This window comes from Streptomyces polygonati (assembly GCF_042650325.1).
Taxonomy (GTDB): Bacteria; Actinomycetota; Actinomycetes; order Streptomycetales; family Streptomycetaceae; genus Actinacidiphila; species Actinacidiphila polygonati.
Genome location: NZ_JBHSBB010000005.1, coordinates 303,106 through 329,730, shown reverse-complemented (window position 1 = coordinate 329,730; position 26,625 = coordinate 303,106). Strand labels below are relative to the sequence as shown.

The 26,625-nt window shown below is 72.5% G+C and carries 19 protein-coding genes; 13 read left to right on the top strand and 6 right to left on the bottom strand.

All coding sequences use genetic code 11. The features are described from left to right. The first annotated feature begins 309 nt into the window (after nt 1-309). The 3 genes from ACFO3J_RS04925 to ACFO3J_RS04915 all read left to right on the top strand — a co-directional run bounded on the left by ACFO3J_RS04925 (nt 310) and on the right by ACFO3J_RS04915 (nt 4,667). On the top strand, nt 310-2,232 hold the full coding sequence (locus tag ACFO3J_RS04925) for an ABC transporter ATP-binding protein (RefSeq protein ID WP_386426445.1): 1,923 nt from the start codon (nt 310-312) through the stop codon (nt 2,230-2,232). Next, nucleotides 2,229-4,121, top strand: a complete 1,893-nt coding sequence (locus tag ACFO3J_RS04920) for an ABC transporter ATP-binding protein (protein WP_386426443.1) — start codon at nt 2,229-2,231, stop codon at nt 4,119-4,121. Before ACFO3J_RS04925 ends, ACFO3J_RS04920 begins: the two co-directional genes overlap by 4 nt. Nucleotides 4,122-4,217: 96 nt before the next feature. Beyond that, entirely contained in the window at nt 4,218-4,667 is a 450-nt protein-coding gene (locus tag ACFO3J_RS04915) for a MarR family winged helix-turn-helix transcriptional regulator (protein WP_386426442.1), read from the top strand. Between the two features lie 39 nt (nt 4,668-4,706). Here ACFO3J_RS04915 and ACFO3J_RS04910 read toward each other — a convergent pair whose 3' ends face one another. Both ACFO3J_RS04910 and glgX read right to left on the bottom strand, forming a co-directional pair. Next, nucleotides 4,707-6,020 (bottom strand): MFS transporter, encoded by a 1,314-nt coding sequence (locus ACFO3J_RS04910; protein WP_386426440.1) that lies wholly within the window; start codon nt 6,018-6,020, stop codon nt 4,707-4,709. A 95-nt stretch (nt 6,021-6,115) separates the two neighbouring features. Continuing rightward, nucleotides 6,116-8,488 (bottom strand): glycogen debranching protein GlgX, encoded by a 2,373-nt coding sequence (glgX, locus tag ACFO3J_RS04905; RefSeq protein WP_386426438.1) that lies wholly within the window; start codon nt 8,486-8,488, stop codon nt 6,116-6,118. Between the two features lie 179 nt (nt 8,489-8,667). Here glgX and ACFO3J_RS04900 point away from each other — a divergent pair, with 179 nt between their 5' ends. The 5 genes from ACFO3J_RS04900 to ACFO3J_RS04880 all read left to right on the top strand — a co-directional run bounded on the left by ACFO3J_RS04900 (nt 8,668) and on the right by ACFO3J_RS04880 (nt 13,671). Next, entirely contained in the window at nt 8,668-9,675 is a 1,008-nt protein-coding gene (locus ACFO3J_RS04900; protein WP_386426436.1) for a L,D-transpeptidase, read from the top strand. 284 nt (nt 9,676-9,959) lie between these two features. Next, complete coding sequence (locus ACFO3J_RS04895; protein ID WP_386426609.1) at nt 9,960-11,129, top strand: L,D-transpeptidase; 1,170 nt, start codon at nt 9,960-9,962, stop codon at nt 11,127-11,129. Between the two features lie 99 nt (nt 11,130-11,228). Continuing rightward, entirely contained in the window at nt 11,229-11,996 is a 768-nt protein-coding gene (locus ACFO3J_RS04890; RefSeq protein ID WP_386426435.1) for an enoyl-CoA hydratase/isomerase family protein, read from the top strand. Between the two features lie 100 nt (nt 11,997-12,096). Beyond that, nucleotides 12,097-12,588 (top strand): ATP-binding protein, encoded by a 492-nt coding sequence (locus tag ACFO3J_RS04885; protein WP_386426433.1) that lies wholly within the window; start codon nt 12,097-12,099, stop codon nt 12,586-12,588. A gap of 516 nt (nt 12,589-13,104) precedes the next feature. After that, nucleotides 13,105-13,671, top strand: coding sequence for a hypothetical protein (locus ACFO3J_RS04880; RefSeq protein ID WP_386426431.1), 567 nt, complete (start codon nt 13,105-13,107; stop codon nt 13,669-13,671). 18 nt (nt 13,672-13,689) lie between these two features. On the opposite strand, the gene ACFO3J_RS04875 is transcribed toward ACFO3J_RS04880, so the two are convergent. After that, nucleotides 13,690-15,039 carry a LuxR C-terminal-related transcriptional regulator gene (locus tag ACFO3J_RS04875; protein WP_386426430.1) on the bottom strand — a complete coding sequence of 450 codons (1,350 nt, stop codon included), beginning with the start codon at nt 15,037-15,039 and terminating at the stop codon, nt 13,690-13,692. A 212-nt stretch (nt 15,040-15,251) separates the two neighbouring features. On the opposite strand from ACFO3J_RS04875, the gene ACFO3J_RS04870 reads away from it, so the two are divergent. Next, on the top strand, nt 15,252-16,178 hold the full coding sequence (locus tag ACFO3J_RS04870; RefSeq protein ID WP_386426608.1) for an NADP-dependent oxidoreductase: 927 nt from the start codon (nt 15,252-15,254) through the stop codon (nt 16,176-16,178). 137 nt (nt 16,179-16,315) lie between these two features. On the opposite strand, the gene ACFO3J_RS04865 is transcribed toward ACFO3J_RS04870, so the two are convergent. After that, nucleotides 16,316-17,779, bottom strand: coding sequence for a discoidin domain-containing protein (locus tag ACFO3J_RS04865; protein ID WP_386426428.1), 1,464 nt, complete (start codon nt 17,777-17,779; stop codon nt 16,316-16,318). 712 nt (nt 17,780-18,491) lie between these two features. Further along, on the bottom strand, nt 18,492-20,945 hold the full coding sequence (locus ACFO3J_RS04860; protein WP_386426607.1) for an endonuclease/exonuclease/phosphatase family protein: 2,454 nt from the start codon (nt 20,943-20,945) through the stop codon (nt 18,492-18,494). A gap of 698 nt (nt 20,946-21,643) precedes the next feature. Between ACFO3J_RS04860 and ACFO3J_RS04855 the strand changes: the two genes are divergently transcribed. Further along, nucleotides 21,644-23,506: a serine/threonine-protein kinase gene (locus tag ACFO3J_RS04855; protein WP_386426426.1), complete on the top strand. Its 1,863-nt coding sequence runs from the start codon at nt 21,644-21,646 to the stop codon at nt 23,504-23,506. Between the two features lie 15 nt (nt 23,507-23,521). Here the strand turns inward: ACFO3J_RS04855 and ACFO3J_RS04850 are convergent, their stop codons facing one another. Next, nucleotides 23,522-23,794, bottom strand: coding sequence for a helix-turn-helix domain-containing protein (locus ACFO3J_RS04850; protein ID WP_386426424.1), 273 nt, complete (start codon nt 23,792-23,794; stop codon nt 23,522-23,524). Between the two features lie 95 nt (nt 23,795-23,889). Between ACFO3J_RS04850 and map the strand changes: the two genes are divergently transcribed. The 3 genes from map (at nt 23,890) to ACFO3J_RS04835 (ending at nt 26,540) form a co-directional block, all read left to right on the top strand. Continuing rightward, complete coding sequence (gene map, locus ACFO3J_RS04845; protein WP_386426422.1) at nt 23,890-24,657, top strand: type I methionyl aminopeptidase; 768 nt, start codon at nt 23,890-23,892, stop codon at nt 24,655-24,657. Between the two features lie 210 nt (nt 24,658-24,867). Beyond that, the gene (locus ACFO3J_RS04840) at nt 24,868-25,671 is read left to right on the top strand and encodes a ferritin-like domain-containing protein (protein WP_386426420.1); all 804 of its coding nucleotides are present in this window, start codon (nt 24,868-24,870) and stop codon (nt 25,669-25,671) included. Then, complete coding sequence (locus ACFO3J_RS04835; protein WP_386426418.1) at nt 25,668-26,540, top strand: ferritin-like domain-containing protein; 873 nt, start codon at nt 25,668-25,670, stop codon at nt 26,538-26,540. Before ACFO3J_RS04840 ends, ACFO3J_RS04835 begins: the two co-directional genes overlap by 4 nt. The last annotated feature ends 85 nt before the right edge of the window (nt 26,541-26,625 follow it).

Sequence of the window (26,625 nt, the reverse complement as noted above, 5' to 3'; positions counted from 1 at the left end):
GGAACGGGGCAAAGAGTGGCATCCTTTACCTGTCCATGTCATTGCCATGACTCGGATTTGGCTGAAACTCGTTCGATGGGCGGGTGGTGAGGTTCGCATAGCGGTCGGGTGTGATCGCTGTGTTGCGCGCGGGCAAAGCTTTGAGGCCGCCAAACGGTACTTTCGGTAGCGAATCGATATGGGGCGGCGGTCGGCCGCCGCGGCACTGTCAACTCGCCACGTGGGACGGTTGGCTGGATTCAGCCGCTGACCCAAAGGGCCGAAAACCAGGTGAGGGCTGTCACCGGTGGGCCCTAGGGTCACAAGGTGATGCCTGCAACGACACCCGACGCCGCGCCCGATGTCCCTCCGCACTCCTCGCTGCGCTCACTGCTGCGGCTGTGGCCGTACGTGAGACCGCTGCGGGTGCTGCTGGCGGTGTCGGCCGTGGTCGCCGTGGTGGCGTCGTTGATGTCGCTGCTGATCCCGCTGGTGCTCAAGTGGATGGTCGACGGGCCGGTCCAGCACCACGACCCGGGCGGGGTGTGGCTCGGCGGCGGCCTGGTGCTGCTGCTCGGGCTGCTGGAGGCGGTGCTCTTCGGAGTGCGGCGCTGGCTGGTGGCCCGGCCGCTGGCCGGGGTCGAGGCGCGGATGCGGGCCGACCTCTACCGGCATCTGCAACGGCTCCCGGTGGACTTCCACGACCGCTGGGCGTCGGGCCAGCTGCTGTCCCGGGCCACCATGGACCTGCAGATCCTGCGGATGTTCCTGGCCTTCCCGCTGGTCTTCCTGGTGGTCAACACCGCCACCGTCGTCATCGGGTTCGCGATCCTGTTCGCCCAGTCCTGGCTGCTCGGCCTGGTGCTGCTCACCCCCGCCGTGCCGCTGGTGGTCCTCTGCTCGTACTTCGAGTCGCGTTACGCGCTGGCCTCCCGCAGATCCCAGGACCAGGCCGGCGACCTGGCCACCCTGGTCGAGGAATCGGTGCTGGGCATCCGGATCGTCAAGGCCTTCGGGCGGCACCGCAGCCAGGCCAGGGCCTTCCGCGGCAAGACCAGGGACCTGTGGCACACCGAGATGCGCAAGGCCCGGCTGCTGTCCGACCTCTGGGCGGTCATCATGACGCTGCCCGAACTGGCGATCGGCGCCTCCCTGCTGGTCGGGGTGCTCCAGGTCTCCGACGGCAAGCTGTCGGCCGGCACCCTGGTGGCCTTCCTGTCCACCGCGCTGGCGCTGCGCTGGCCGGTGGAGTCCATCGGCTTCCTGCTGGCGATGAGCAACGAGGCGGCCACCGCCGCCGACCGCTACTTCGAGGCGATGGACGCGCCCGAGGCGGAGACCTCGGGACAGGACACCCCGCCGGTCGCCGACGGCGTACGGCTGGAGGGCGTCCGCTTCCGCTATCCCGACGCCCCCGACGACAGCCCGGAGCTGCTGGCCGGCGTCGATCTGCACATCCGCCCCGGCGAGACGATGGCCCTGGTCGGCGCCACCGGCAGCGGCAAGACCACGCTCACCGCGCTGCTGCCCCGGCTGCACCGGGCCACCGGCGGCCGGATCACCCTGGACGGCGCCGACATCGCTGAACTGCCGGTCGCCCGGCTGCGCGAACTGGTCGCCGTCGCCTTCGAGGAGCCGACGCTGTTCTCCGCGACCGTGCGGGAGAACGTGGAGATGGGCGCCGGGCCGGACGGCGCCAGCGAGCAGGACGTACGGCGGGCGCTGGCCGTCGCCCAGTGCGACTTCGTGGCGGGACTGCCCGAGGGCCTGGACACCCAGGTCGGCGAGCAGGGGCTGAGCCTGTCCGGCGGGCAGCGGCAGCGCCTCGCGCTGGCCCGCGCGGTGGTCGGAAAGCCGCGGTTCCTGGTGCTGGACGACCCGCTGTCCGCGCTCGACGTGCACACCGAGGCCCTGGTCGAGGCGGCGCTGCGGGACGTGCTGCGGGAGACCACCGCGCTGGTCGTCGCCCACCGGCCCTCGACCGTGCTGCTCGCCGACCGGGTGGCCCTGCTGACCGGCGGCCGGATCGCCGCGGTCGGCACCCATCCGGAACTGCTGCGGGACAACGCGGAGTACCGCCACCTGATGTCCGGCGAGGAGGAGGCGACCGGCGCCGCCCCGCCGTCCGCCCCGCGCTCCCCGCACGGCGCCCCTGCCGAAGCCGCAGGCGAGGCCCCCGGCCGGGACGCCGCCGGCCTCCCGGCCGCCGACACCGACACCGCCCCAGCGCTGCAGAGGAGCGACGCCCGATGACGTCCGCGGCACCATCCACCGCCACCGAACCGGAGGACCCGGCGGCCCGGGGCGCGGGCCCCGAAGGACAGCCCGGCGGCGCCGGCGCCCTCGCCCCGGCCGACCCCTTCGACAAGGACGTCCTGCCCGCCCCGAAGAACGCCCAGCGCGCCCTGCTGCGCTCCCTGCTGCACGCGCACACCCGGCGGCTGTGGCTCGCCGCCGTACTGCTGCTGATCCAGCAGGCCGCCGTGCAGGCCGGACCGCTGCTCGTCGCGTACGCCATCGACCACGCCATCCCGCAGGTGCGCGAGGGCCGGCACGGCGCGCTGATCGCCGTCGCGGCCGGCTATCTCGGCTGCGGGCTGCTGTCCGGGATACTGCAGCGCTGGTTCATCCGGGTGGCCGCCGTCATCAGCCAGGACGTGCTGATCGACCTGCGCGGCCGGATCTTCCGGCACGCCCAGTCGCTCAGCCTGGACTTCCACGAGCGCTACACCTCGGGACGGCTGATCGCCCGCGCCACCTCCGACGTGGAGTCGATCCGCGAACTGCTCACCGACGGCCTCGAAGAGCTGATCGGCGTGGTCCTCTCGGCGGTCTACATCACCGCGCTGCTGCTCTTCCTGGACTGGCGCCTCGGCCTGGCCACCGTGGTCTCCTACCTCCCGCTCCACGTCGCCATCCGGGTCTACCAGCGCCGCTCGATGGTGGCCTACCGCAAGCGCTCCACCGCGGTCGCGGCCGTCATCGTGAAGTTCACCGAGACGATGAACGGCATCCGCCCGGTCAAGGCCTTCCGCCGCGAGGAGCCCAACGACGCGGCCTTCCAGGAGCTGAACCGCCGGCACGAGCGGGCCAACGGCGACGCGATCCTGGAGATGGCCCGCTATGTCGTCGGGTCCCGGCTGATCGCCAACGTCACCATCGCCGCGATCGTGCTCTGGGGTGCCTACCGGGTGGCCGGCGGCGGACTCGCGCTCGGTGTGCTGGCCGCGTGCGTGCTGTATCTGCGCCGGCTGTACGACCCGATCGACCGGCTCGGCATGTTCCTCAACTCCTACCAGTCGGCCGCCGCCTCGCTGGAGAAGATCGCCGGGCTGCTCGCCCAGCGCCCGACCGTGCCGGAGCCGGAGCACCCGGTGCCGCTGCCCGAACGCGCGGCCGGCCGGCCCGGGCGCGAGGTCGTCTTCGACGCGGTGCGCTTCGCCTACCGGACCGGCGGCGAGGTGCTGCCCACCTTCGGCCTGCGGCTGCCCGCCGGGCAGACGGTCGCGGTGGTCGGCGCCACCGGGGCGGGCAAGTCGACCCTCGCCAAGCTGCTGGCCCGCTTCTACGACCCGACCGACGGCCGGGTGCTGCTCGACGGGGTGCCGCTGCGCGATCTGTCGCTCACCGATCTGCGCCGGGGCGTCGTGATGGTCACCCAGGAGGCGTTCCTCTTCTCCGGCACCGTCGCCGACAACATCACCATCGGCAAGCCCGACGCCACCCGGGAGGAGGTGGAGGAGGCCGCCAAGGCCATCGGCGCCCACGAGTTCATCCTGGCGCTGCCCGACGGCTACGACACCGACGTCCGCAAGCGCGGCGGCCGCATCTCGGCCGGGCAGCGCCAACTCGTCGCCTTCGCCCGGGCGTTGCTGGCCGACCCGGCGGTGCTGATCCTGGACGAGGCGACCTCGTCCCTGGACGTCCCCGGCGAGCGGGCCGTGCAGCACGCGATGCGGACGGTGCTCAACGGCCGTACGGCTGTGATCGTCGCGCACCGGCTGTCGACGGTGGAGATCGCCGACCGGGTGCTGGTGATGCGGGACGGCCGGATCGTGGAGGACGGCACACCGGACCGCCTCATCTCGGACGACGGCCACTTCGCCGGGCTCCACCAGGCCTGGCGGGACAGCCTGGTCTGACGGGGGCCGGGCGGGCGAGCCGGGCCGAACAATATACAGCTCAGACTGAACAGTCCAGGCTGGACAGTTTGGCCTGAAAGCTTTACCGTCATGATTATGGCAGACAACCCCGAGTTCATCTCCGAGTCGGCCACTCGCGCCGCGCGTGACGTACGGGTGGTGTTCAGCCGGCTCCGCCGCCGGCTGCGGGAGGTCGCCGACACCGATGAACTGACGCCGTCCCAGGTGGCCGCGCTGACCCGGCTGGGCCGCCAGGGGGCGGTGTCCACCAGCGATCTGGCGGCGGCCGAAGGAGTGCGCCCGCAGTCGATGGCCGCCTCCCTCACCGCCCTCGACCAGCACGGCCTGATCGAGCGTCACCCCGACCCCGGCGACGGCCGCCGCCAACTCGTCACCCTGACCACCCTGGGCCGCGAACGCGCCGAGGGCACCCGCCAGGCCCGCGAGGAGTGGCTGGCCCGCGCCCTGCACGACCGCTACACCGAAGCCGAGCGCCGAACCGTCATCGAGGCGATGACCCTCCTGGAACGACTCGCCGAGTCCTGACCCCGCGCAAGCTCGCCCAACCGCACCCGGTCCGCGGGCCTAGGCAGGGGCCCGGCGGAGATTGCGTACCGCTGGGACCGCCAGCAGTGCCACCGCTACGCAGACCGCCACCGCGCCGCCCGCCTGGAGGACGTGGCCCGCGCCGAAGAGGGAGGCGGCCGGGCCGGCCAGGGCTTGGCCGACGGGGACCATGGCCACCGAACCGGCCACCTCGTAGGCGTGGATGCGGTTGAGGATGTCGTTCGGCACCTGGGTCTGGACGCTGGTGGCCCAGTTGACGCCCCAGTAGGCGGTGCCCATGCCGGCCACGAAGACGCAGCCGCAGATCGCGGCGACCGGCAGGTCCAGGCCCACCGAGGCCGGCATCAGCGCGGTGACGAACAGTGCCAGCGACCCGGCGCGCAGCGGGTGGGCGGCGCGTATCCGCAGGGCGAACAGCGCGCCCACGGCGGTGCCGCCGCCGAGCGCGGAGTTCACCAGGCCGTAGGCGCCCGCGCCGTGCTCGGGGATGATCCGGCCGGCGGCCAGCGGGGTGTACGGGCCGATCACGCAGACCATGAAGACCATCCACACCACGATCACCGACCACATCCAGGTCCGGGACCTGAACTCCCGCCAGCCCTCGGCGAGATCGGCCCGGAAGGAGACGGCCGCCGAGGACAGCCGGGGCGGGACCGGGCGCAGCCGCAGCAGGATCAGGCACACCGCGCTGGTCAGATACGTGGAGGCGTGGACGGCGAACACCACGCCGGGGGAGGCGAAGCCGACCAGCACACCGGCGAGGGCCGGGCCGGCCAGGCTCGCCACCGACTCCGCGGTGCGCGTCACCGCGTTCGCGCCCTGCACATCGGCGGCGACCCGGACGAGCGTACTGGCCACGCCCGGCTGGAACATCGCCGCCGCGGTGCCGTTGACCACCGCGATCACCACCACTTCCCACAGCCGCACCCGGTGGGTGAGGAAGAGGAAGGCGGCGGTCGACTGCGAGCAGACCCGGACCAGATCGGCGGTGATCATCTGCGCCCGGACGTTGAAGCGGTCGGCCAGCACCCCGCCCAGGATGACCAGGCCGGCGAAGCAGGCGGTGGTGGCGGCCATCACCAGGCCGATGTCGCCGACGGAGTAGCCGTAGGAGAGCAGACCGGCGGACAGCGCCACCGGCAGCATCGTGTCGCCGAGCATGGCCACCGAGCGGGCGGTGAAATAGAGCCGGAAGTCAGCGGACCACAGCCGGTCCCCGAGCGGGGAGACCGGGTGCGGGCCCTGCCCCGGGCCGAACCCGCCGCCGAGCCCTGGGGCGACCTCGGCGGCGGGGTCGGCCGGACGGTCGGAGCGGGGCGCTGAAGAGGTCACCGGACCAGAATGGACTGGACCACTCGGCGGAGTCCAGCCAGGTCACAGCGGACGGCCGCGCTGAGCGCGCCACGGCGCCGAGCGGGGCCGCGCCGTCACATCCGCAGCGCCCGGTACAGCCGCACCGACCGCGCGCCCACCCGTATCAGCGTCCCCGCGGCGACGGGTTCGGCGGTGCGGTCGGCGGCTGACCCGCCGGCGGTCACGGCCGCCTCTCCGGCGGCCGGGTCCGGCACCGCGTCCTCCTCGGCGGTGTCCAGCACCAGTTCGTACGACCGCGCCCAGGGCTCCGCCGGCAGCCGGAAGTCCACCGGCCGGTGGTCCGCGTGCACGATCAGCAGAAAGCTGTCGTCCACCAACGGCTCACCCCGCGAGCCGCGTTGGGGGATGTCCTGGCCGGACAGATACATGCCGAGCGTCGAGGAGGGCGCGTACCAGTCCTGCTCGGTCATCTCCGCGCCGCCGGACTGGAACCACGCCACATCGCGCAGCCCCTCGGGGATGCTGGCCAGGCCGGAGAAGAAGCCGCCGCGCCGCAGCACCGGATGGGCGTGGCGCAGCGCGATCAGCCGGGCCGCGGTGTCCCGGATCGAACGCCAGCCGGGATCGTCCAGCAGCGACCAGTCCACCCAGCTGACCGGATTGTCCTGGCAGTACGCGTTGTTGTTGCCGCCCTGGGTGCGGCCCATCTCGTCGCCGGCCACCAGCATCGGCACCCCGGTGGACAGCAGCAGCGTCACCAGCAGGTTGCGTATCTGGCGGCGGCGCAGCGCCAGGATCGCCGGATCGCTCGACGGGCCCTCCTCGCCGCAGTTCCAGGACCGGTTGTCGTCGGTGCCGTCCCGCCCGTCCTCGCCGTTGGCCTCGTTGTGCTTGCTGTTGTACGAGACCAGGTCGCGCAGGGTGAAACCGTCGTGCGCGGTGACGAAGTTCACCGAGGCGTACGGCCGCCGCCCGCCCCAGTCGTACAGGTCGCTGGAGCCGGACAGCCGGTAGCCGAGGTCGCGCACATCGGCCGCCGCGCCGCGCCAGAAGTCGCGCACGGTGTCGCGGAAGCGGTCGTTCCACTCCGCCCACAGCGGCGGGAAGGCGCCGACCTGATAGCCGCCGGTGCCGACGTCCCACGGCTCGGCGATCAGCTTGACCCGGCGCAGCACCGGGTCCTGGGCGATCACCGCGAGGAAGGGGGACAGCATGTCCACGTCGTGCATCGCGCGGGCCAGCGCCGACGCCAGGTCGAAGCGGAAGCCGTCCACGCCCATCTCGGTCACCCAGTAGCGCAGCGAGTCGGTGATCAGCCGCAGCACGTGCGGCTGGACGACGTTGAGGGTGTTGCCGCACCCGGTGTAGTCGGTGTAGCCGCGCGGGTCGTCGCCCAGCCGGTAGTAGCCGCGGTTGTCGATGCCGCGCAGCGACAGGGTGGGGCCGTGCTGGCCGCCCTCCGCGGTGTGGTTGTAGACCACGTCGAGGATCACCTCGATGCCGGCCGCGTGCAGCGCCCGCACCATCCGCTTGAACTCGCCGACCTGCTCGCCGCGGCTGCCGCTGGCGCTGTAGGCCGAGTGCGGCGCGAAGTAGCCGATCGAGTTGTAGCCCCAGTAGTTGCGCAGGCCGCGCCGCTCCAGATGCTCCTCGTGCGCGAAGTGGTGCACCGGCAGCAGCTCGACCGCGGTCACCCCGAGCCGGGTCAGATGCTCGATCGCCGCCGGATGGGCGAGCCCGGCGTACGTACCGCGCAGCTCGGGCGGCACCCCGGGGTGGGTCTTGGTGAAGCCGCGTACGTGCAGTTCGTAGATCACCGAGTCCGACCACGGCGTCTTGGGCCGCCGGTCGTCCTCCCAGTCGTCGTCATCGTCGACGACCACGCCCTTGGGGACGTGCGGCGCGGAGTCCCGGTTGTCGCGCACGGTGTCGGAGACCTCGCGCTCCGGCCAGTCGTGCACATGTCCGTACAGCTCCGGGGCGAGGGTGAAGTCGCCGTCCACCGCCCGCGCGTAGGGGTCCAGCAGCAGCTTCGCCGGATTCCAGCGGGCGCCGGTCCACGGGTCCCAGCGGCCGCCGACCCGGAAGCCGTAGCGCTGCCCCGGCAGCACGCCGGGGACGAAGCCGTGCCAGACCTCGTGCGTCAGCTCGGCCAGCGGCGCCCGGGTCTCGGTGCCGTCCGCGTCGAACAGGCACAGCTCGACGGATTCGGCGCCGCGCGCCCACAGCGCGAAGTTGGTGCCGGTGCCCTGCGCGGAGCCGGTACGGAAACGGGCGCCGAGCGGCTCCGGGGTGCCGGGCCACACGGTCATCGGGGCGGGTGCCGCGCTCCCGGCGGTGCCCGCGGACGACTCCGCGGCGGCTTCGGGCTCAAGGGTGCCGCAGGGGCGCGGCGGCGGGACCGGGGCGGGCCGGAAGACGGTCCCGGCCGGTCCGGCGATGTCCCGCTCCGGACCGGCCAGGCCGAACGCGCGTGTCTCGGACACGTGTTTCCTCCCACGGCTCAGACACGGCCGTGCGTCCGTCCAGGCGTCCCGTGCCCGGCGGTCGACCGTGTCCCTGCCGTCATCATTCCCACCTGGGGGTTGAGTGTCACCCCGCGAGCCGGTCGGAGCTGCGCGTTTCCCGGTGGGCGCTGCCTCGTTGACCGGGCGTGACGACAGTGGTGGCAGACAGGACGGCGGACGCGGGGCGGCGGGCGCTCGGCGCCGCCGCGCGGCGGCTCATGGCGCTCGCGGCGGCCGCGTCGCTGCTGGTCGGATGCGGGGTGGGCCTCGGCGGCCACGACGCCAAGGACGACCGGGTGGCGCGCGGGACCGCGCCGCCGCGCGACGGCTTCATCGGCTTCTTCACCCCGGAGGCCGGCTCGGTCGTCGGCACCGGGATGATCCTGTCCCTGCGCTTCAACCGGACCATCACCGACCGGGCCGCGGTGGAGCGGCGCATCACGGTCACCGCGCGCCCCGCAGTCACGGTCGCCGGGCACTGGTTCGGCTCCCGGCGGCTCGACCTGCGCCCGGCCGACTACTGGCGGCCGGGCAGCCGCGTCACCCTCCATCTGCGGCTGCGGGGCGTCCGGGGAGCCCCCAACACCTACGGCGGTCAGTCCAAGGACGTCACCTTCACCATCGGCCGCGACCAGCGCAGCACCGCCGACGCGGCCAGCCACACGCTGACCGTCCGCCGCGACGGCCAGCTGCTGCGGACACTCCCGATGACCGCGGGCGCGCCGGACCACACCACGTACAACGGGATCATGGTCATCTCCGAGAAGTACGCCAGGACCCGGATGAACGGCCGGACGGTCGGCTTCGGCGGTGAGTACGACATCCCGGACGTGCCGCACGCGATGCGGCTGACCGACTCCGGCACCTTCGTGCACGGCAACTACTGGTCCCCGCCCGACGTCTTCGGCACCGACAACGTCAGCCACGGCTGCATCGGGCTGCGCGACGTCCGGGACCCGGGGGAGGCGGCCGGGCAGGACGACCCGGACGATCCGGACCGGGTGTTCGGCGGGCGGACCCCGGCGGGCTGGTTCTTCGACCGGTCGATGGTCGGGGACGTGATCACGGTGACCGGCTCCGACGACCGCACGGTCGCCGCCGGGAACGGGATGGGCGGCTGGAATCTGGGCTGGAGCGCCTGGCGTTCGGGATCGGCGCTGCGGTGAGCGGGGCGCCGGGGCTGAGCGGCACGACCCGCCCGGCCTGCCCGGGTCCGGCCGGTCCGCGGACGCCGACCAGGAGATGACGCCCGAGCAACTGGGACGGAACGGTGACAATCCGCGGGCACGGACGATGGGGTGGGTGTGGTTATCTTTCGCTCGTGGGGGAAGTCCGGGCGTTTCGGGCGCTCAGGGACCAGCCGAAGGACCAGGGGAGTCGAGAAGTGAAGCCGATAGGTGGGGCGCCGGGTACCAGGACGAGCCTGGCGGCACTGGCGCTCGGTGCGGTGATGCTGCTGGCGACCGCGTGCGGTCCCGACTCGGGCGGCAAGGCCGACAGCGCGAGCGTCGACGGCAAGCCGGCCGGGGGGACGACCAGCACCACCGACACCAAGGTGTCGACCGCGGTCGTCTCGATATTTCCCAAGGACGGCGCGAGCGATGTCGCCACCACGGGAACGCTGAAGGTCTCCGCGGCGGGCGGCAAGCTCTCGTCCGTCGTCGTCAAGGACGACAAGGGCACGCCGGTGCCGGGGAACATATCCGCCGACGGACTGGGCTGGGCACCGTCCGACCATCTGAACACCTCCACCGAGTACACGGTGGACGCGGTGGCCAAGGACCCGTCCGGCCGCGAGTCCGACAAGCACGCGACGTTCTCCACGGTCGTCCCCAAGGACACCTTCGTCGGCTTCTTCACCCCGGAGGACGGCTCCACCGTCGGTGTCGGCATGGAGGTCTACCTCCACTTCAACCGGCCGATCACCGACAAGAAGGCGGTCGAGGGCGGACTGACCGTCACCGCCTCGCCGTCCGTGCCGGTCGCCGCGAAGTGGAACGGCGACCAGGACGTCTACATCCGCCCGCAGGACTACTGGGCGGCCGGTACCAAGGTCACCTTGAACCTGAACCTCAACGGTGTCGAAGGCGCCCCGGGCGTCTACGGCAAGCAGCACAAGTCGGTGCACTTCACCATCGGCCGCCGCCAGGTCAGCGTCGTGGACGCGGCCAAGCACTCGATGACGGTGTACAAGGACAACCAGGCGATCAAGACCATCCCGATCTCCTCGGGCGCGCCGGACCACACCACGTACAACGGCAAGATGGTGATCTCCGAGAAGTACATCAAGACCCGGATGAACGGAGACACCGTCGGCTTCGGCGGTGAGTACGACATCCCGGACGTGCCGCACGCGATGCGGCTGACCAACTCCGGCACCTTCATCCACGGCAACTACTGGGCCGCGCCCTCGGTGTTCGGCAACAGCAACACCAGCCACGGCTGCGTCGGACTGCACGATGTGCGCGGCGCGGGCAACCCGGCCACGCCGGCCGCCTGGTTCTACGACCACTCGCTGCTCGGTGATGTGGTGCAGGTCGTCAACTCCCATGACCAGACGGTCCAGTGGTACAACGGGCTCAACGGCTGGAACCTCTCCTGGAGCCAGTGGAACGCGTAGCCGGGCTCACCGCCGACCGCGCGACCGACCGCGTGGCCGACACCTGACGGCCCGTGCCCTGCTCGCAGGGCGCGGGCCGTTCGTCGTACGCTCCGGTTCATGACTGTGACCCTCGAAGTCGACGCCGCCGTCGGCACCATCCGGCTGGACCGGCCACCGATGAACGCCCTGGACGCCGCCACCCAGGACCGGCTGAAGGAACTCGCCGAGGAGGCGGGCCGGCGGGCCGACGTACGGGCCGTGGTGGTGTGGGGCGGTGCGAAGGTGTTCGCGGCGGGCGCGGACATCAAGGAGATGCGGGCCATGTCCTACGAGGACATGGTGGACCGCTCGCGCGGCCTCCAGGACGCCTTCACCGCGGTGGCCCGCATCCCCAAGCCGGTGGTGGCGGCGGTCAACGGCTACGCGCTGGGCGGGGGTTGCGAGCTGGCGCTCTGCGCGGACATCAGGATCGCGGCGCAGGACGCCACCTTGGGCCAGCCGGAGATCCTGCTCGGCCTGATCCCGGGCGCGGGCGGCACCCAGCGGCTGGCCCGGCTGGTCGGCCCGGCCCGGGCCAAGGACCTGATCTTCACCGGGCGGATGGTGAAGGCCCCGGAGGCACTGGACATCGGGCTGGTGGACCGGGTGGTCCCGGCCGAGGAGGTCTACGGGCAGGCGCGCGCCTGGGCCGAGCGGCTGGCCCGGGGTCCCGCGTACGCGCTGCGGGCCGCCAAGGAGGCGGTGGACGCCGGCCTGGAGACGGACCTGGACACCGGGCTGGCGATCGAACGGGGCCTGTTCGCAGGGCTGTTCGCCACCGCCGACCGGGAGATCGGGATGCGCAGCTTCGTCGAGGACGGACCGGGGAAGGCCGAGTTCCGCTGAGCCCGGCGGGGCCGCGCCCCGGGGACGGAACGGATGATTCCAGGTGATGAATTCCGTGGGTTGCCCTCCGTACGCGCTCCGTTGCGGCCATCATGAAGGAATGCCGGGACGGGGTGGAGCCGAACAGCCGCAAGCAGCGGACGCCGCGGCGGACCGATCGCCGGTGCTCACCGACGATGTGGCCGCCAAGGCCCTGGATCTGCTGGGCGACCCGTCGGTCCGCGAGGTCCATCTGACCTCGCGCCCCGAATCGGCCTCCACCGCACGGCGGTTGTCGCTGTCCGTGGTCCGGCTGTGGGGCCTTCCGCAGCTCGCCGACACTGTCGAGCTGCTGGTGTCGGAGCTGGTGGGCAACGCGGTCCGGCACACCGGCGCGCGGACCTTCGGGCTGCGGATGCACCGGCGGCGCGGCTGGGTCCGGGTGGAAGTACGCGATCCGTCCAGGTCGTTACCGTGCCTGATGCCGGTGCGCCCGATGGACACCAGCGGCCGCGGGCTCTTCCTGGTGGACAAGCTGGCGGACCGCTGGGGCGTCGATCTCCAGGCCCGCGGCAAGACGACCTGGTTCGAATTGCGGGTCGTGGACCGCTAGTCCCCCGCCGGACGCCCCGCGAGGGACGTCGCGGACACAGAAGAGGCCCTCCGCGTCCGGGGGGTGACAGCGGAAGGGCCTCTTCGGAACCGCCGCGAAGCAGGGGGTGTGCCGCGGCGTCTGCGGAACGGCCGAGCCCGGGTCGTGGCGGCCGTTGACACCGACTGTCGCACGACGGGCGGGTCGGGTGCAAATCCGCTTAGCGGGAACATAGGTGCTAAACGGACAAAAGCTGGCGCAAAGCAAGGGTGATGTGCGCCACCGCCTTATAAACAATGGCTTCGTGTCCGTATGGCCTTCTCATACATCGTATGGTCATGCGGTCGGCTCATCGAAAGGGTCGGAACTCCGCACCTCGGTCCCCCAGGGGTGTCCCCCATCGCGGGTGGGGGTACCCCCACCCGCGATGGGGGACACCCCGGATGGGACGGCCGAAGGCGATACGGAAGAGTCGGTCGTACACCGGGCGGCCGGCCGACGGCCGCCCAACGACCAGCCCTGACAGAGGAGTCGACGATGGCCGTCACGATCGCGGGCAGCGGATCACAGCACGGGTCCACGGCCGCGGTCCTGGCGTTCGCCCGCTTCGTCGTCTTCGGCGGCGGGGTGACGCTGCTCGGAAGCGGCGCCCTGCTGCTGATCGGCGACCGAATACCGCTGGCCGCCGGCAACGCGGGGGTCACCGTCGCGACCACCCTGCTCGCCACCGAGCTGCACTGCCGCTTCACCTTCCACCGGGGCGCGGCCGGCTGGAGCGACCACGGCGCCAGCGGGCTCACCGTGCTGATCTCGTACCTCTTCACCACCGGCGCGCTGCTCGCCTTCGACACGCTCCACCCGCACTCGGGGGCGCTGCTGCGGCAGGGCGTCTATCTCGCCGCGTCCGGCCTGGCCGGTGTGGGCCGCTTCCTGCTGCTGCGGCTGGTGGTCTTCGCCGGTGCCAGGTCCGGTGCCGGGTCAGGCGCCGGCGCCGGCGGCCCGGTCGCCGCCACCGTCCAGAGCCTGCACCCCGTCCAGGGCGTCCAGGCTGTCCAGGCCGCTCAAGCCGTCCGGGCCCGGGGTCACGAGGCGATGGCCGCGTAACCTGCCCCGGTCAGCCGGTCAGCCGGTCACCGCGCGTACCGGCCGGACCGGGGCCGGGCCCGCCCGGTGCGCCAGGGCCACCGCCTCGCCGCGCGACCCGGCGCCCAACTTGCCCAGGATGTTGGCCACATGGAACTTCACCGTGGACTCGCTGATGTGCAGGGCCTGGGCGATCTCCCGGTTGCGTCGGCCCAGGGTGAGCTGCTGGAGCACCTCGCGCTCGCGCGGGTGGAGGGTCTCCAGCGGGTCGGCGGCGGCGGGCCGGGCGGCCTCCGGCGTGTCGAGCGGGAGGGTGACGGTGACGGTGGTGCCCCAGCCGTCCAGCGCGTCCAGCACGAGGTGGCCGTCGAGCGCGGCCAGCCGGTCGGTGATCCGGTGCGCCGACAGGGCCTCCGGGGTGAGCCGCCCGGGGCCGTCGTCACGCACCACGACCCGCAGCGCGCCGATGTCCCCGGCGTCCTCGGCGACCTGCCAGCCGATGTGCAACCGCCGCAGCTCCGCGCCCTGTTCGAGCATGGCCAGTACCGCGACGCGCACCGCGGCCCGGGCGGCGTGCGCCACGTCGGCGGGCAGCGTGCGGCGCGAATCGGGCGGCCGCAGATCCAGCGTCACCGGGCTGTGCCGCAGCAGGGGGCGCAACTCGTCGGTCAGCCGCCCGAAGGCCGCGTCGGCCGGCTCCTCGCTCAGCTCCCGGTCCAGCTCCACCCCCGCCCGCAGCCGGACCAGGGCGGTGACCGCGAGGTCCACCGCGCCGCGCCGGGCCGCCGCGTCGTCCAGCGCGACCGCCCGCAAGGTGCCCAGGATCGAGAACAGCGCGGTGGAGTGGGCGTCGGTCAGCTCGGCGATGGCCCGCGCCCTGGCACTGGCCGCCGCCCGGGAGACCGCGGCCTGCGCCGGCTCCGCGTCGGAGGTTCGGCGCGCGGTGTGCACGGTCACCAGGTCCCACAGCCCCTGGACCACCCCGGCGACCGGCTCCGGCAGCGGCTCGCCGGAGGTGCGGACCACCACCAGCAGCGCGCCCGCCTCCGGCAGTCCGTCCGGCGCCGAGGCCACCGCCAGCACCGGGTACGGCACGCCGCCCAGCTCCGCCTCGCCCTGCCAGGGGCGGCCCGCCTCCACCCGCACGGCCACCGAGCCCAGTTCCGTACCGGCGATCCGGGCCGTGACCGACTCGTCCCCGGCGAACTGGGTCGGGGTGAAGGCGCACACGGCGCTCATCCGGGCCAGCGCCAGATGCGGCACCAGCTCGGCCAGCGCGGCGGACAGCCGCCCCATGGTGTCGCCCAGCGGCGCGGACAGCACTTCCATGGCCCGGGACAGGGCCTGCTCGGGGCGGTCCCACCCGTTCGGCGGCGGATTCATCGGCATGCCCCCACCGTACGGCGGCCAGGAGGTGAGTGGACTGTCCGATCGGGCGGGCGGAACCGTCCGAAGGGCGGGCCGGGTAGCGGGGCCGGTCCGGACATGCTGGAAGACGTACGCCCGTCCGGACCGCTCCACCGTTCGGATCCTCCGGACTTTTCGTACCTTTCAGAATGTTCAGGATGCCCAGCCCCTTCCTCGAAGATCGTGAGAAGCCCATGACCAAGTCCATCGCCTTCGCCGAGTACGGCTCAGCCGACGTACTGCGCCTCCAGGACACCGAACTGCCGCAGCCGGGCCCCGGCCAGGTGCGGATCGCCGTGCGCGCGGCAGGTGTCAACCCGCTCGACCACAAGATGCGGGCGGGTCTCATGAAGGACGCCTTCCCCGTCGAGCTTCCGCACGTCCCCGGCGCCGAGGCCTCCGGGGTGATCGAGGCGGTGGGGGAGGACGTCGCCGGTCTCGTCGTCGGCGACGAGGTCTTCGGCCGTACGGTCACCGGCGCCTACGCCGAGCAGGCCGTGGCCGACGCCTCGATGCTGACCCTGAAGCCGGACACCCTCGGCTGGGAGCAGGCCGCGGCCATCCCGGTCGCCGCCGAGACCTCCTACCGGACCCTCGGACTGCTCGGCGTACGGACCGGCGAGACGCTGCTGATCCACGGCGCGGCCGGCGGCGTCGGCACGGTCACCGTCCAGCTGGCCGTCGCCCGCGGTGTGAAGGTCATCGGCACCGCGAGCGAAGGCAACCACCAGCATCTGCGCGACCTCGGCGCCGTCCCGGTCAGCTACGGCGACGGGCTGGCCGAGCGGGTCCGGGCGGTGGCCCCCGACGGGGTGGACGCGGCACTGGACACCTCGGGACAGCCCGCGGCGCTGGCCGCGTCCATCGAGCTGACCGGTGGTACGGAGCGGGTGGTGGAGATCGGCAACCCCATGGCCGCGGGGGAGTTCGGGGTGCGTTTCTCCACCGGCGGCCCGGGTGAGTATCAGGGCGAGGCCGCCTACGAGGAGGTGCTCGCGCTGTTCGCGGCCGGGAAGCTGGAGCTTCCGATCCACGCCGCCTATCCGCTGGCGCGGGCGGCGGACGCGCAGCGGGCCAGCGAGGCGGGCCACCTGACCGGGAAGATCGTGCTCACCGTCTGAGAGGGCGGCGCGGGCCGAGGCGGCGGCGTGGTGGCGGGGCGGCGGCGCGGTGGCGGGCGGCGCGCGGTACGACCGGCCGCGACGAAGGGGCGGGCCGGGCCCGAAGGCCCGACCCGCCCCGTTCTCATGACGTACCGTCAGCTGCCGAACGCCTGGAACTCGTAGAGCGAGTAGCCGTATTGCGTCGCGCGCTGCGTTCCGTACACCCGGATGTAGCGCCCGGAGCCGCTGACGTTGAGCGTCTGATTGCCCCCCGTCCCGGTGGTCGTGCTGTAGATCGTCGTCCAGTTGGTGCCGTCATTCGAGGTCTGGACCTGGAAGGCCTTGGCGTAGGCCGCCTCCCAGTTCAGCTTCACCTGGCTGATGGAGTGCGTCGCGCCGAGGTCCACCCGGAGCCACTGCGGGTCGCTGAACGCGCTGGACCAGCGGGTGCCGGTGTTGCCGTCGGTGGCCGCCGAGGCCGGGGTGCCGGCGTTCTCGGTCGAGGAGGCGGTCGTGGTCTTGCCCTGGGTGAGGTTGCCACCGCTGGGCGGGGGAGTGGTCGTACCGCTGCCCGGGCCCTTGTTGTAGACCGCGACGTAGTCGATGTTCATCTGACCGCCGCTGACGGTGGCCGAGTTGGGGCCGCCGCCGAAGGCGTCGGGGAAGCCGCCGCCCATCGCCAGGTCGTAGATGATGAAGAACGGGTGGTCCACCGCGTTCGCCCACGTCGTGGCGTCCACCTGGTTGGCGTTGACGGTGAAGTAGTTGGCCCCGTCCAGGTACCAGCGGATCTGCTCGGGCGACACCGAGCGGTCGATCTGCACCGCGTAGGTGTGGTAGCCGGTCTGGCAGCCGCCGCAGGCGCGCTCGCCGGAGCCGATGCCGGTGGTCTCGTTGCAGGGACCGCCCTGGCCCACGCCGCAGTGCAGCGTGCCGAACACCGAGCTGCGGGAGTTGATGTCCTCCAGGATGTCGACCTCGCCCGAGCCCGGCCAGCCCACGCCCGAGCGCAGCGTCGAACCGAGCATCCAGAAGGCCGGCCAGTAGCCCGCGCCGTTGGCGGTGGTCAGGTTCGGCTGCTGGATCGAGGACTGCATCATCACCACGCCGCCGGCCGGCGCCCCGAAGGTGGCCGCCTGCGTCTCGATGCGGCCCGAGGTCCAGCCCGCGCGGGGATCGGTGCCCGAGTGCAGCGCCTTGAGCACCAGGTGGCCGTTGCCGTCCTGGTAGACGTTGGCGGTGCTGTTGGTCATCGTCTCGATCTCACCGGTGCCGAAGCTGCTGCCCGGACCGGTGTCGTACTTCCAGTCGGCGCCGTTGACACCGGTGTTGGCGCCGCCGCTGAAGTCGTCGCTCCAGGTGGTGGTGAAGCCGGCCGGCGGGGCGGGGATCGCGTTGGGGGCCGCGACCGCCGCGGGGGCCAGCCCGCCGGCCGAAGCCGCCGGGGTGGCCGCGCCGCCGGTGCCCGTCAGGGCCGTCAGGCCCGCCAGGCTCAGCGCGGTCACGGTGAAGGCGGCGAGCGTCAACCGCATCCGGGAACGCCGGCGGTGGGGGCGCGGGCCCCCGCTGCCTGGGTCGTGCCGGTCCTGGTCCTGCTCTGGTGCCTGTCCTGTGGACATGCGTGGTCTCCTGTCCCGAAGAACCTGATGTGGGGGTGCGCCCTGTACGGAAGTTGGCCGGGGCCCGGTGGGCGGCGGATGCGTGGGAGCGCTTGGAGAGCGCTCCCACGGGCGGCCCGACCGGTCGTACGGCCGTTTCCGGCAGCTCAGGGCGATGGGAGGCGGTGCTCGGAGCCAGCCGCGTCGCCGACGGCGGCCCGCGCCGGAATGACGCGGGATGCGCCGTTTCCGGGGGACGACGTGCTGGCTGGAGTGAGCGGAGAGCATGGTGGTGCGCCTGTGGCACGGGCCGGCGCCCGGGTGGAAAAGCAGCCTGGCATGGTGTTCTCCTGACCGGGTGGGGACCGTGTGCAGGGTGGGGGTAGGGCTGAGAGCGCTCTCTCGGTCAGGGAGTTGTCTATAACCCTCACCACGCGGAGTCAAGGAGTCGGGCGGAAGACCCATGTCAGAGGGGGCGGCGCCCGGGGGAAAGCGCTTCCCCGGCCCGGCGCCCCGAACCCGGCGGACGCGGTCGGCGGACCCGGTCGGCCGCCGCGGCGGTAGGAATGGCCGGAAGTCGCCGTCCGGCCCCCGGTGATCGCCGCGCCGCCGAGGTGCCGTGCCTCGTGGCCGGGCGGCGGCTGCGGAGGGCGCCAACGGACCCGGCGCGCGAAAAGGCGGGGCGGGCCTCCCGGGCAGGAGGCCCGCCCCGCCCGGCGGGGTCGGCCGGCCGTTACGGCTTGACCCGGATGACCTGCGGGTCGTGGTCGCTGGTCTGGTTGGCGAACTCGGAGTTGATGTGCACCACGTCGTAGTCGACGTGCTTCAGGTTCGGGCTGACCAGGATGTGGTCCAGCACCTGGGAGTTGCCCTCGAAGACGTAGGAGTAACGCTCCTTCGCCGGCAGGGTGTTGACCAGGTCGGTGAGGACCTGGCCGTCGCCGGTCAGGCTGGTGGCCGCGGGCGAGAACTGGTAGTCGTTCAGGTCGCCCAGCACGACGACGTCCGCGTGCGGGTCGGCCTGTTCGAGCTGCTGCACGAAGTCGTGCTCGACGATCGCCTGGCGGACGCGCTGCGACTCCGAGCTGCGCACCGGCGGCTGGAAGCGGCTGTCGATCGCCTGGTCGCCGCCCTTGCTGATGAAGTGGTTGGCGATCACGAAGAGCGTCTTGCCGCGGAAGGTGAACTCACCGGCCAGCGGCTTGCGGCTGTCGCTCCACGCCGGGTCGCTGGGCGCGATCCGGCCGGGCGAGAAGGTCAGCGCGGTCTTGCTGCCGGTGCCGGTGACACCGACCGCGGTGGTGGAGTCGCCGCCCGGGCGGTCGGTGAAGCCGACCCGCAGCGGGTTGAAGAGGAACGCCTGCCGGATGTTGCCGCCCGGCTGGCCGCCGTCCTTGTCGTTCACCGGGTCGATCTCGCGCCACGAGTAGCGCGGGCCGCCGGCCGCCACGATCGCGTCGGTGAGCTTCTGCAGCGTCTGGTCCGCGGCCACCGTGCCGTCGTCGGTGGCGCCGTTGTTGTCCTGGATCTCCTCCAGCGCCACGATGTCGGGTGAGCGCAGGTTCTTGACCAGGCCCTGGGCCAGCGCGTCGAACTTGGACTGCGGATTGGCCGGCGCCAGGTTCTCCACGTTGTACGTGGCCACCGTCGCCTGGTCCGAGGAGGCCTTGTCGGTCACCTCGGGCTTGATGCCGCCGCTCTTGACCGTGCCGATGGTCCGCGCCGCGATGCTGTACGTACCCGCGAACTGGTTGTAGTCCAGCGGGCCGGAGGTGCTGCCCTTCAGCGTGTCGCCGACGTTGGCCACCGGGAACGCCTCGGTGGCGGTCGGGATCAGCGACTGCACCATCAGACGGCCGGAGTTGGGGTCGTCGTAGCCGGTGTAGAGGGTCCCGCCGCGCTTGGTGGGGTTCTCGTCCGGCTTGACCGTCACCCACAGCTCGCCGTAGGTGTCGGTGGCGCCGACCACCCGGCTGTCGCCGATCCGGACGTTCATGCCTTCCAGCGAGGCGTAGAGGTCCAGCGCGTAGTCGGCCGGCCGCAGCGGCAGGTTCTCGATGGTGCCGCCGCCCGCGCTCGGCACGAACGCGTCCGGCACGCTGTTCTTGTCGAGGACCACCGGTGCCGGCAGCGCGTTGCCGCTGGAGATCACCGTCACCTTGGGCTTGGTCAGCTCGGTGGTGGACTGCACCCCGGTGGTCGCGCCGCCCGGGTAGTACTCCGAGACGGTGCCGTCCACCGAGACGCTGTCGCCGACGGCGACGGTCGGGGTGGAACTGGTGAAGACGAAGATGCCCTCGCTGGTGCGGGGGTCGGTGTCCGCGTTCGGGTCCTGCACCCAGAAGCCCTGCGAGGAGCCGTACGCCCGTACCCCGGTGACGATGCCGGTCGCGCCGCTGATGGCCTTGCCGGCCAGCGGGGAGACCCGGGTGTCGCCCTGGATGTCGTGGATCTTCGCCACCGGAGCCGTGGGCGGCGTGGTGGGCGGAGTCGTCGGCGGCGTCGTCGGGGGTGTGCTGGGCGGGGTGGTGGGCGGCCCGGTCGGGGCGTCGCCGGAGTTCTGCGGGGTGGGGACGCCGGCGGTGAGGTCGGCGGCGTTGTCGTCGGTGTCGGTCAGCGCGGCGTTACGGGACACGGAGGCGGTGTTGCTCGCCCCGGCGGCCGGGCCGCTGCCCTCATGCACCAGCGCGGTCCCGAAGCCCACCAGGTCCTTGATCCGTGAATCGGCCAGGCAGTCCGCGGCGTTGAGGCAGGTCAGCGGGTCGCTGCCGGAGACCAGTGCGACGGTCCCGGTGGTGCCCGACATGTTGATGGCGCCGGTCGCGTCCGGGGTCGGCAGCGCGGTGGTGCCACCGGTGCCGGCCGCTTCCTGCACCAGGTACCGGCTGCCGCCGGCCAGCGAGCCGGTCAGCGCGGTGGCCTGCCACTTGGAGGTGCCGCTCGGCGCGCCCGGCAGGTACTGGACGCTGTAGCCGCCCAGATCCACCGGCGCGGCACCGGCGTTGGCCAGCTCGATGAAGTCATTGGTGTACGTGGCGCCGGAGTTGCCGCCGCCGCCGTAGACCTCGGCGATCAGCGCGTCGGCGGAGGGTGAGGCCATCGCGGCATTGACGCTCAGGCCGGCCGCGGCCAGGACGACGGCGCCTGCGATACCGATCGGCAGGACGCGCTTGCGGGCCCGGGACATGCCGGGTCTCGCGGGGCGAGGCGTGGCCTCGGAAGGGTGCGACACCGGAGGAGTTCTCCTTCTGCGTGACGACAGTACGTGGCGGCGGTGCGGTGGCCGAAAAGCGCAACGGCCTTGCGGAACCGCCGGAATGACGGCACGTCAGCCAGGTGGAGACGCGCGATCCGGCCCAAGATACGCGCGTAGATGATGCCTCCGAAGGGGTTTCCAGATTAAATCTGGGTGTTCATCGGGGCACTTGGGCTGACCTGGGCTCCTCGGGGTTCGGCCCGGCCGCCGTTGTCCGGAACCGGCCTGGTTCGACGGCGGCCGGTGGCGTAGCGGACCCGGTGAGGAGGGGGACCGCTCGTGGGGTCCTTGGTGTGTGGCATGCCCCTGGGGCGGTGGAGGCGGCACTCGCGGCGCTTCCGGTCCGGATGGCGTTCGCGCAGATATCTACGACTCGCGCGAACGGGATCGTAAACGCCTTCGAGCGGTGTTGAGCCTTACCGCGAGAACGCCGCCGTGTACAGCCGTTACCGCTCTTTGGCTGCTGTCTTCTTCCTTCTTCTTCCGTCCTATCCACGAAAAGCGGGCGTTGGGCCTATCGTTTAGTCAGCGGGGCACGACCGTATCGCCGACCTCCCGCGGCTGAGTCGTGCGCGCACCCCCTTCACCGCTTGCGGAGTCACACGTTCGGCTCAGAGGGAAGGACGCCGATGAAGTCCGGAGTGGTCCTCGACGGCCGTTATCAGATGGTCAGACTGCTGGGCAAAGGCTCCATGGGCGCGGTCTGGCAGGGCAACGACCTCAAGCTCCACCGCTCGGTGGCGGTCAAGGTCGTGCTGGACCACAACGACCCGGTTCTCGTCGAGCGGATGGGACGCGAGGCCACCGCCGCCGGGCGTTTATCCCATCCCCATATCGTCACTGTGCACGATTACGGACAGGCCGCATATGGCGGTGTGACGGTCGCCTATATCGTCATGGAATTGGTGGACGGCCGCCCGCTTACCGGAGTGCTCGCCGAGGGAATGCCGCAACTATCCGTGGCCCTGGACTGGGCCCGGCAGATCGCGCTGGCGCTGGGCGCGGCGCACGCGCCGGGGGTCGGCGTCGTCCACCGCGATCTCAAGCCGGACAACGTGCTGATCACCGGGGACGGCCTGGTGAAACTGGTGGACTTCGGAATCGCCCGCTTCATCGACGAACAGCAGGACGAACAGCAGGAGGACGGCGGCGATCCCGCCGGGCCGGGCGGCTCGGGCGGGCCGGCCCCCGCCGCGGCACGACCCGCCGAGTACGACGAAGGGGCCGACCGCGCCTATCAAGCCAAGGGGGCGGAAGCGGCCGACGCGAGCGGCCGGGCCGGGCCGGGGGAAGCGGAGCGGCCGAAGGGACAGGAGGAACACGGGGCACCCGGAGAACCCGGAGAACTCGGGGAACCCGGAGAACCCCGCGAATACACCGAACTCGACGCCTACGCCGGCCTGGCCGGTCTGGAAAGGCTGAGCGGGACTCCCGCCTATATGGCCCCGGAACAGTGCCTGTCGAAAGCGGTCGACCACCGCACCGACCTCTACGCCCTCGGCTGCCTGCTCTACGAGATGGTCACCGGCGCGCCGCCCTTCGACGACGGCTCCCCGCTGGCCGTCGCGGTGGCCCATGTCCACGACTCCCCGCCCACCCCGCGCAGCCGCAACGACACGGTGTCGGCCGAACTCGACTCCCTCATCCTCGATCTGCTGGCCAAGGACCCCGCCGCGCGGCCGGCCGACGCCGCGGTCGTCTACCGGCGGCTCGGCGCCATCGCCACCGAACTGCACGGGGCCGCGTCGGCCGGATCCCTGGCGCCCCGGCCCATCCCGAGCCCGCGGCCGCCGTCCTCCGCCGACGACCCAGGATACGGCGAGCTGCTCCGGCGCTACGGCGGTTTCGAGGACCCCGGGGCGGAGCACCGGCCGGCCGAGGAGGTCCGATTATGGTGGGCCGCCGCCGCTGACCTCTCCGATCACCTCGGCCCGCTCCACGAGGAGACCCTCACCGCCCGGCGCGCCCTGGCCCGGCACATCGGCGCGGCCGGTGACCACGCCCTGGCCATAAGCCTCTGGCAGGAGCTGATCCCCGACCTCCAATTCACCCTGGGCCATTTCCACCGCACCACCTTCACCGCCCAGCGCCTCCTCGCCTGGCACATCGGCGCGGCCGACCGCCCGGCCGAAGCCGTACGTCTGCTGCTGGAGCTGATCCCGGACGCCACCCGGCTGCTCGGCCGCCGCCACCCCGACGTGCTGGAGGCCCGCCGCTTCCTGGTGTGGAACATAGGAGCCCTCGGCCGTCACGCCCGGGCGGTGCGCCTGCTGAGCAAGCTCGTCCCCGATCTCGGCGAAGCGCTCGGCGCCGACCACGAGCACACCCTGGAAGCCCGCCGGATGCTCGCCTGGAACACGGAGAAGTCCGGCCACCACGTCCGCGCGATCGGCCTGCTGCGCGACCTCATCCCGGACGCCACCCGCGCGCTGGGCCCCGGCCACCAGCAGTGCGTCGAGGCGCGCCGACTGCTGGACCTCTACACCCGCTGAGTCGCCGGCCCGCGATCAGGCGGACAGCGGTTCGCGGTACTCCGGGTCCGGCGCGCAGGTGGCGACCAGCTCGTCCATGGACAGCCCGAGGGCGCCGGCCAGCGCGGCGACGGTGAAGAACGCCGGGGTCGGGGCCCGCCCGGTCTCGATCTTGCGCAGTGTCTCGGCGGACAGCCCGGCCGCCGCGGCCACCTCCACCATGCTGCGATCCCCGCGCGCATGACGCAGCAGCGCGCCCAGCCGCTCACCGCGGCGCCGCTCCTCGGGTGTCAGCGGGGTTCTCACCATGGGCGCCATCCTAGCTCGCTTCTCCGGCGGGCGGCGTGATACTTATACCGGTATAAGAATTGGAACCTGTTGACCGCAACCCTTCGGAGGCACCCATGGTGGAGATCAAGTCGGACACCGCGCTGGACGCGATGCGCGAGGCCGGCCGGGTGGTGGCCCGCGCGCTGGGCGCCGTACGGGAGGCCGCCGCGGTCGGGGTGCGGCTGCGGACGCTGGACGAGGTGGCCAGGACCGTACTGGCCGAGGCCGGTGCCCGCTCGCCCTTCCTCGGCTACCGGCCGTCCTTCGCCCCCACCCCCTTCCCGGCCGTCATCTGCGCCTCGGTCAACGACGCGCTGGTGCACGGCATCCCCGACGAGTACAAGCTGCGCGACGGCGACCTGGTCAGCATCGACTGCGGCGCCGAACTCGACGGCTGGACCGGCGACGCGGCCATCAGCTTCACCGTCGGAACCGCGCGGCCCGACGACCTGCGGCTGATCGAAGCCACCCAGCGGGCCCTGGACGCCGGCATCGCCGCGGCCACGGTCGGCAACCGGATCGGCGACATCTCGCACGCGGTCGGCGGGGTGGTGCGCGAGGCGGCCTGCGGGATGCCGGCCGACTTCGGCGGCCACGGCATCGGCCGGCGGATGCACGAGGACCCGCACGTCCCCAACCACGGCCGCCCCGGGCGCGGGTTCCCGCTGCGGCCCGGTCTCACGCTGGCCATCGAACCCATGCTGATGGCCGGTGGCCGCGACGCCTATGTCACCGCCCCCGACGGCTGGACCCTCCGCACCAGCGACGGCACCCGCGCCGCCCACATCGAACACACCATCGCCGTGACCCAGGACGGTCCGCGCATCCTGACCCTGCCGTAAAAGGGCAGGTGGCGGCCGCGCCGCCGCCCGCGGACCCGCCCGCCCGGCACGCCCTTCGGGCACGGGTCCGACCGTTCCCGGTCGCGTAATCACCCAGCCGGGTGGACCTGCGGGGTGTCCCGGGGACGCGCCGCATCCGCCCGCCGCCCAGGCACGAGCGTGAACCGGAGCGCTTGTCTACCGGGCGGGCGCGCGGAGAGATGGGGCGTGATGGGCGCAGAGCGCATCGACACCCGACTGCTGGAAGAACTGACCGAGCAGTCACAGGACTTGAACAGCGACGCGGTGCGCATCACGGCCGAGGCGCTCGGCGACTTCACCGACGCCAGCCGTGAGCACCGTGAGCAGCGGCTGTCCCGCCGCTGGTGGCGGCGCGGCGGGGCGGTGGCCGGGGCGGCCGGGGCCGCCTCGCTGCTGACCGGGACGCGCGCGGTCGCGGCCACGACCAGCGACGACATCAAGGCGCTGCAGACCGCCGCTTCGATCGAGAGCCTGGCGGTCACCGTCTACCGCACGGCCGCCGGGCTGTCGTTCGTCAAGAACGGCAACAAGACGGTGTCGACCTTCGTCAACAGGACGGCGGCGCAGCACCAGGCGCACGGGGCGGCCTTCAACGCCGCGGCCACCGCGGCCGGCGGCAAGCCGCAGAGCGCGCCCGACCCCAAGCTCGCGGCGATGGTGCGGCAGGCGCTGCCGTCGATCAAGGGCCCCGCCGACGTGGTGCGGGTGGCGATCACGCTGGAGGACGCGGCGGCGCAGACGTACACCAAGAACGTCGGGCAGGTGAGCAGCGCCCAACTGCGCAAGCTCTTCGCCTCGGTGGCCCCGGTCGAGGCCCAGCACCGGGCCACGCTGCTCACCGTGCAGGCGCTGCTCGCCGGGAACATGGCCGAACTGATCGCCATCCCCACCGATGTCGCCAAGCTGCCCGCCGCGGCCGGCAGCGCCGGGATCCCCGACACCTTCTACCCGACCCGGAACGCCGCGCCGATCACCGAGGGGGCCGTGAAGTGACCACGACACGCGACGGCTGGGAACTGCCGATCAGCGAGGAGCAGCTCGCCCGCCTCACCCGGGACATGGAGACCGCGCACCAGGAGACGCTGCCGGCCATGCGGGCGAGCGCGGTGCAGCTCGGCGCCGAGCTCCGCGACCGCGCCGCCGCCGGCACCGCCCTTGGTGAGGAGCCCCGCGCCCCGGGCCGCCGCCGCTTCCTGCTCGGCGCCGGCGGCGCCGCGGCCGGCCTGGCGCTGGCGGCCTGCTCGGGCGGCTCGTCGACCTCGGTCAAGGGCCTCGGGAGCGATCCGTCCGGCCCCGCCTCGGCCACCGCCTCCTCCTCGGCGTCCTCCTCCGCTTCCGCCTCCCCCTCCTCCGGGACCTTCACCGGGGACCTGAGGACCGTCGCCCTGGCGGTGGCCCTGGAGAACCAGGCCGTCGGCGCCTACCAGACCGCCCTGACCGCGGCCAAGGCCGGCAAGCTCGGCACGGTGCCGGCGGCGGTCACCACCTTCATGACCACCGCGATGGCCCAGCACTCCGAGCACGCCAGGACCTGGAACGCGGTGCTGACCGGGGCCGGCAAGCCCGCGATCACCAATGTGCCGCTGTCCGACCAGGCGCGGGTCACCGCCGCCCTCGGCAAGGCCACCAATGCCGCCGCCGTCGCCAGAGTCGCGCTGGGGCTGGAGGACCAGGCCGCGCAGACGTATCTGTCCGCGACCTTCCACGTCAAGAGTCCCGGCGCGATCCGGACCGCGGCCACCATCGCGCCGGTCGAGGCGATGCACGCGGCGATCCTGCACTTCGTCCTCGGCCAGTTCCCGGTGCCGGACACCTTCCTGCCGACCGACAAGGCCGCCAGCCCGACGCTCCTGACGGTCTGACCCTCCCGGACGGGGCGCGACCCGCCCGTGCGGCGGGCCGCCCCCCGCCGTCACCCCGCCGCCCTGCCCGATTCCCGTCCGTAGC

Excerpts from the sequence above, each read along its gene's own strand:
- ACFO3J_RS04855 (WP_386426426.1), top strand. The coding sequence starts at position 21,644 with ATGAAGTCCGGAGTGGTCCTCGACGGCCGTTATCAGATGGTCAGACTG.
- ACFO3J_RS04860 (WP_386426607.1), bottom strand. The coding sequence starts at position 20,945 with ATGTCCCGGGCCCGCAAGCGCGTCCTGCCGATCGGTATCGCAGGCGCC.
- ACFO3J_RS04920 (WP_386426443.1), top strand. The coding sequence starts at position 2,229 with ATGACGTCCGCGGCACCATCCACCGCCACCGAACCGGAGGACCCGGCG.
- ACFO3J_RS04885 (WP_386426433.1), top strand. The coding sequence starts at position 12,097 with ATGCCGGGACGGGGTGGAGCCGAACAGCCGCAAGCAGCGGACGCCGCG.
- ACFO3J_RS04840 (WP_386426420.1), top strand. The coding sequence starts at position 24,868 with ATGGGCGCAGAGCGCATCGACACCCGACTGCTGGAAGAACTGACCGAG.
- map (WP_386426422.1), top strand. The coding sequence starts at position 23,890 with ATGGTGGAGATCAAGTCGGACACCGCGCTGGACGCGATGCGCGAGGCC.
- ACFO3J_RS04865 (WP_386426428.1), bottom strand. The coding sequence starts at position 17,779 with ATGTCCACAGGACAGGCACCAGAGCAGGACCAGGACCGGCACGACCCA.
- ACFO3J_RS04880 (WP_386426431.1), top strand. The coding sequence starts at position 13,105 with ATGGCCGTCACGATCGCGGGCAGCGGATCACAGCACGGGTCCACGGCC.
- ACFO3J_RS04890 (WP_386426435.1), top strand. The coding sequence starts at position 11,229 with ATGACTGTGACCCTCGAAGTCGACGCCGCCGTCGGCACCATCCGGCTG.
- ACFO3J_RS04850 (WP_386426424.1), bottom strand. The coding sequence starts at position 23,794 with ATGGTGAGAACCCCGCTGACACCCGAGGAGCGGCGCCGCGGTGAGCGG.
- ACFO3J_RS04870 (WP_386426608.1), top strand. The coding sequence starts at position 15,252 with ATGACCAAGTCCATCGCCTTCGCCGAGTACGGCTCAGCCGACGTACTG.
- ACFO3J_RS04925 (WP_386426445.1), top strand. The coding sequence starts at position 310 with ATGCCTGCAACGACACCCGACGCCGCGCCCGATGTCCCTCCGCACTCC.
- ACFO3J_RS04895 (WP_386426609.1), top strand. The coding sequence starts at position 9,960 with ATGCTGCTGGCGACCGCGTGCGGTCCCGACTCGGGCGGCAAGGCCGAC.
- ACFO3J_RS04915 (WP_386426442.1), top strand. The coding sequence starts at position 4,218 with ATGGCAGACAACCCCGAGTTCATCTCCGAGTCGGCCACTCGCGCCGCG.
- ACFO3J_RS04875 (WP_386426430.1), bottom strand. The coding sequence starts at position 15,039 with ATGCCGATGAATCCGCCGCCGAACGGGTGGGACCGCCCCGAGCAGGCC.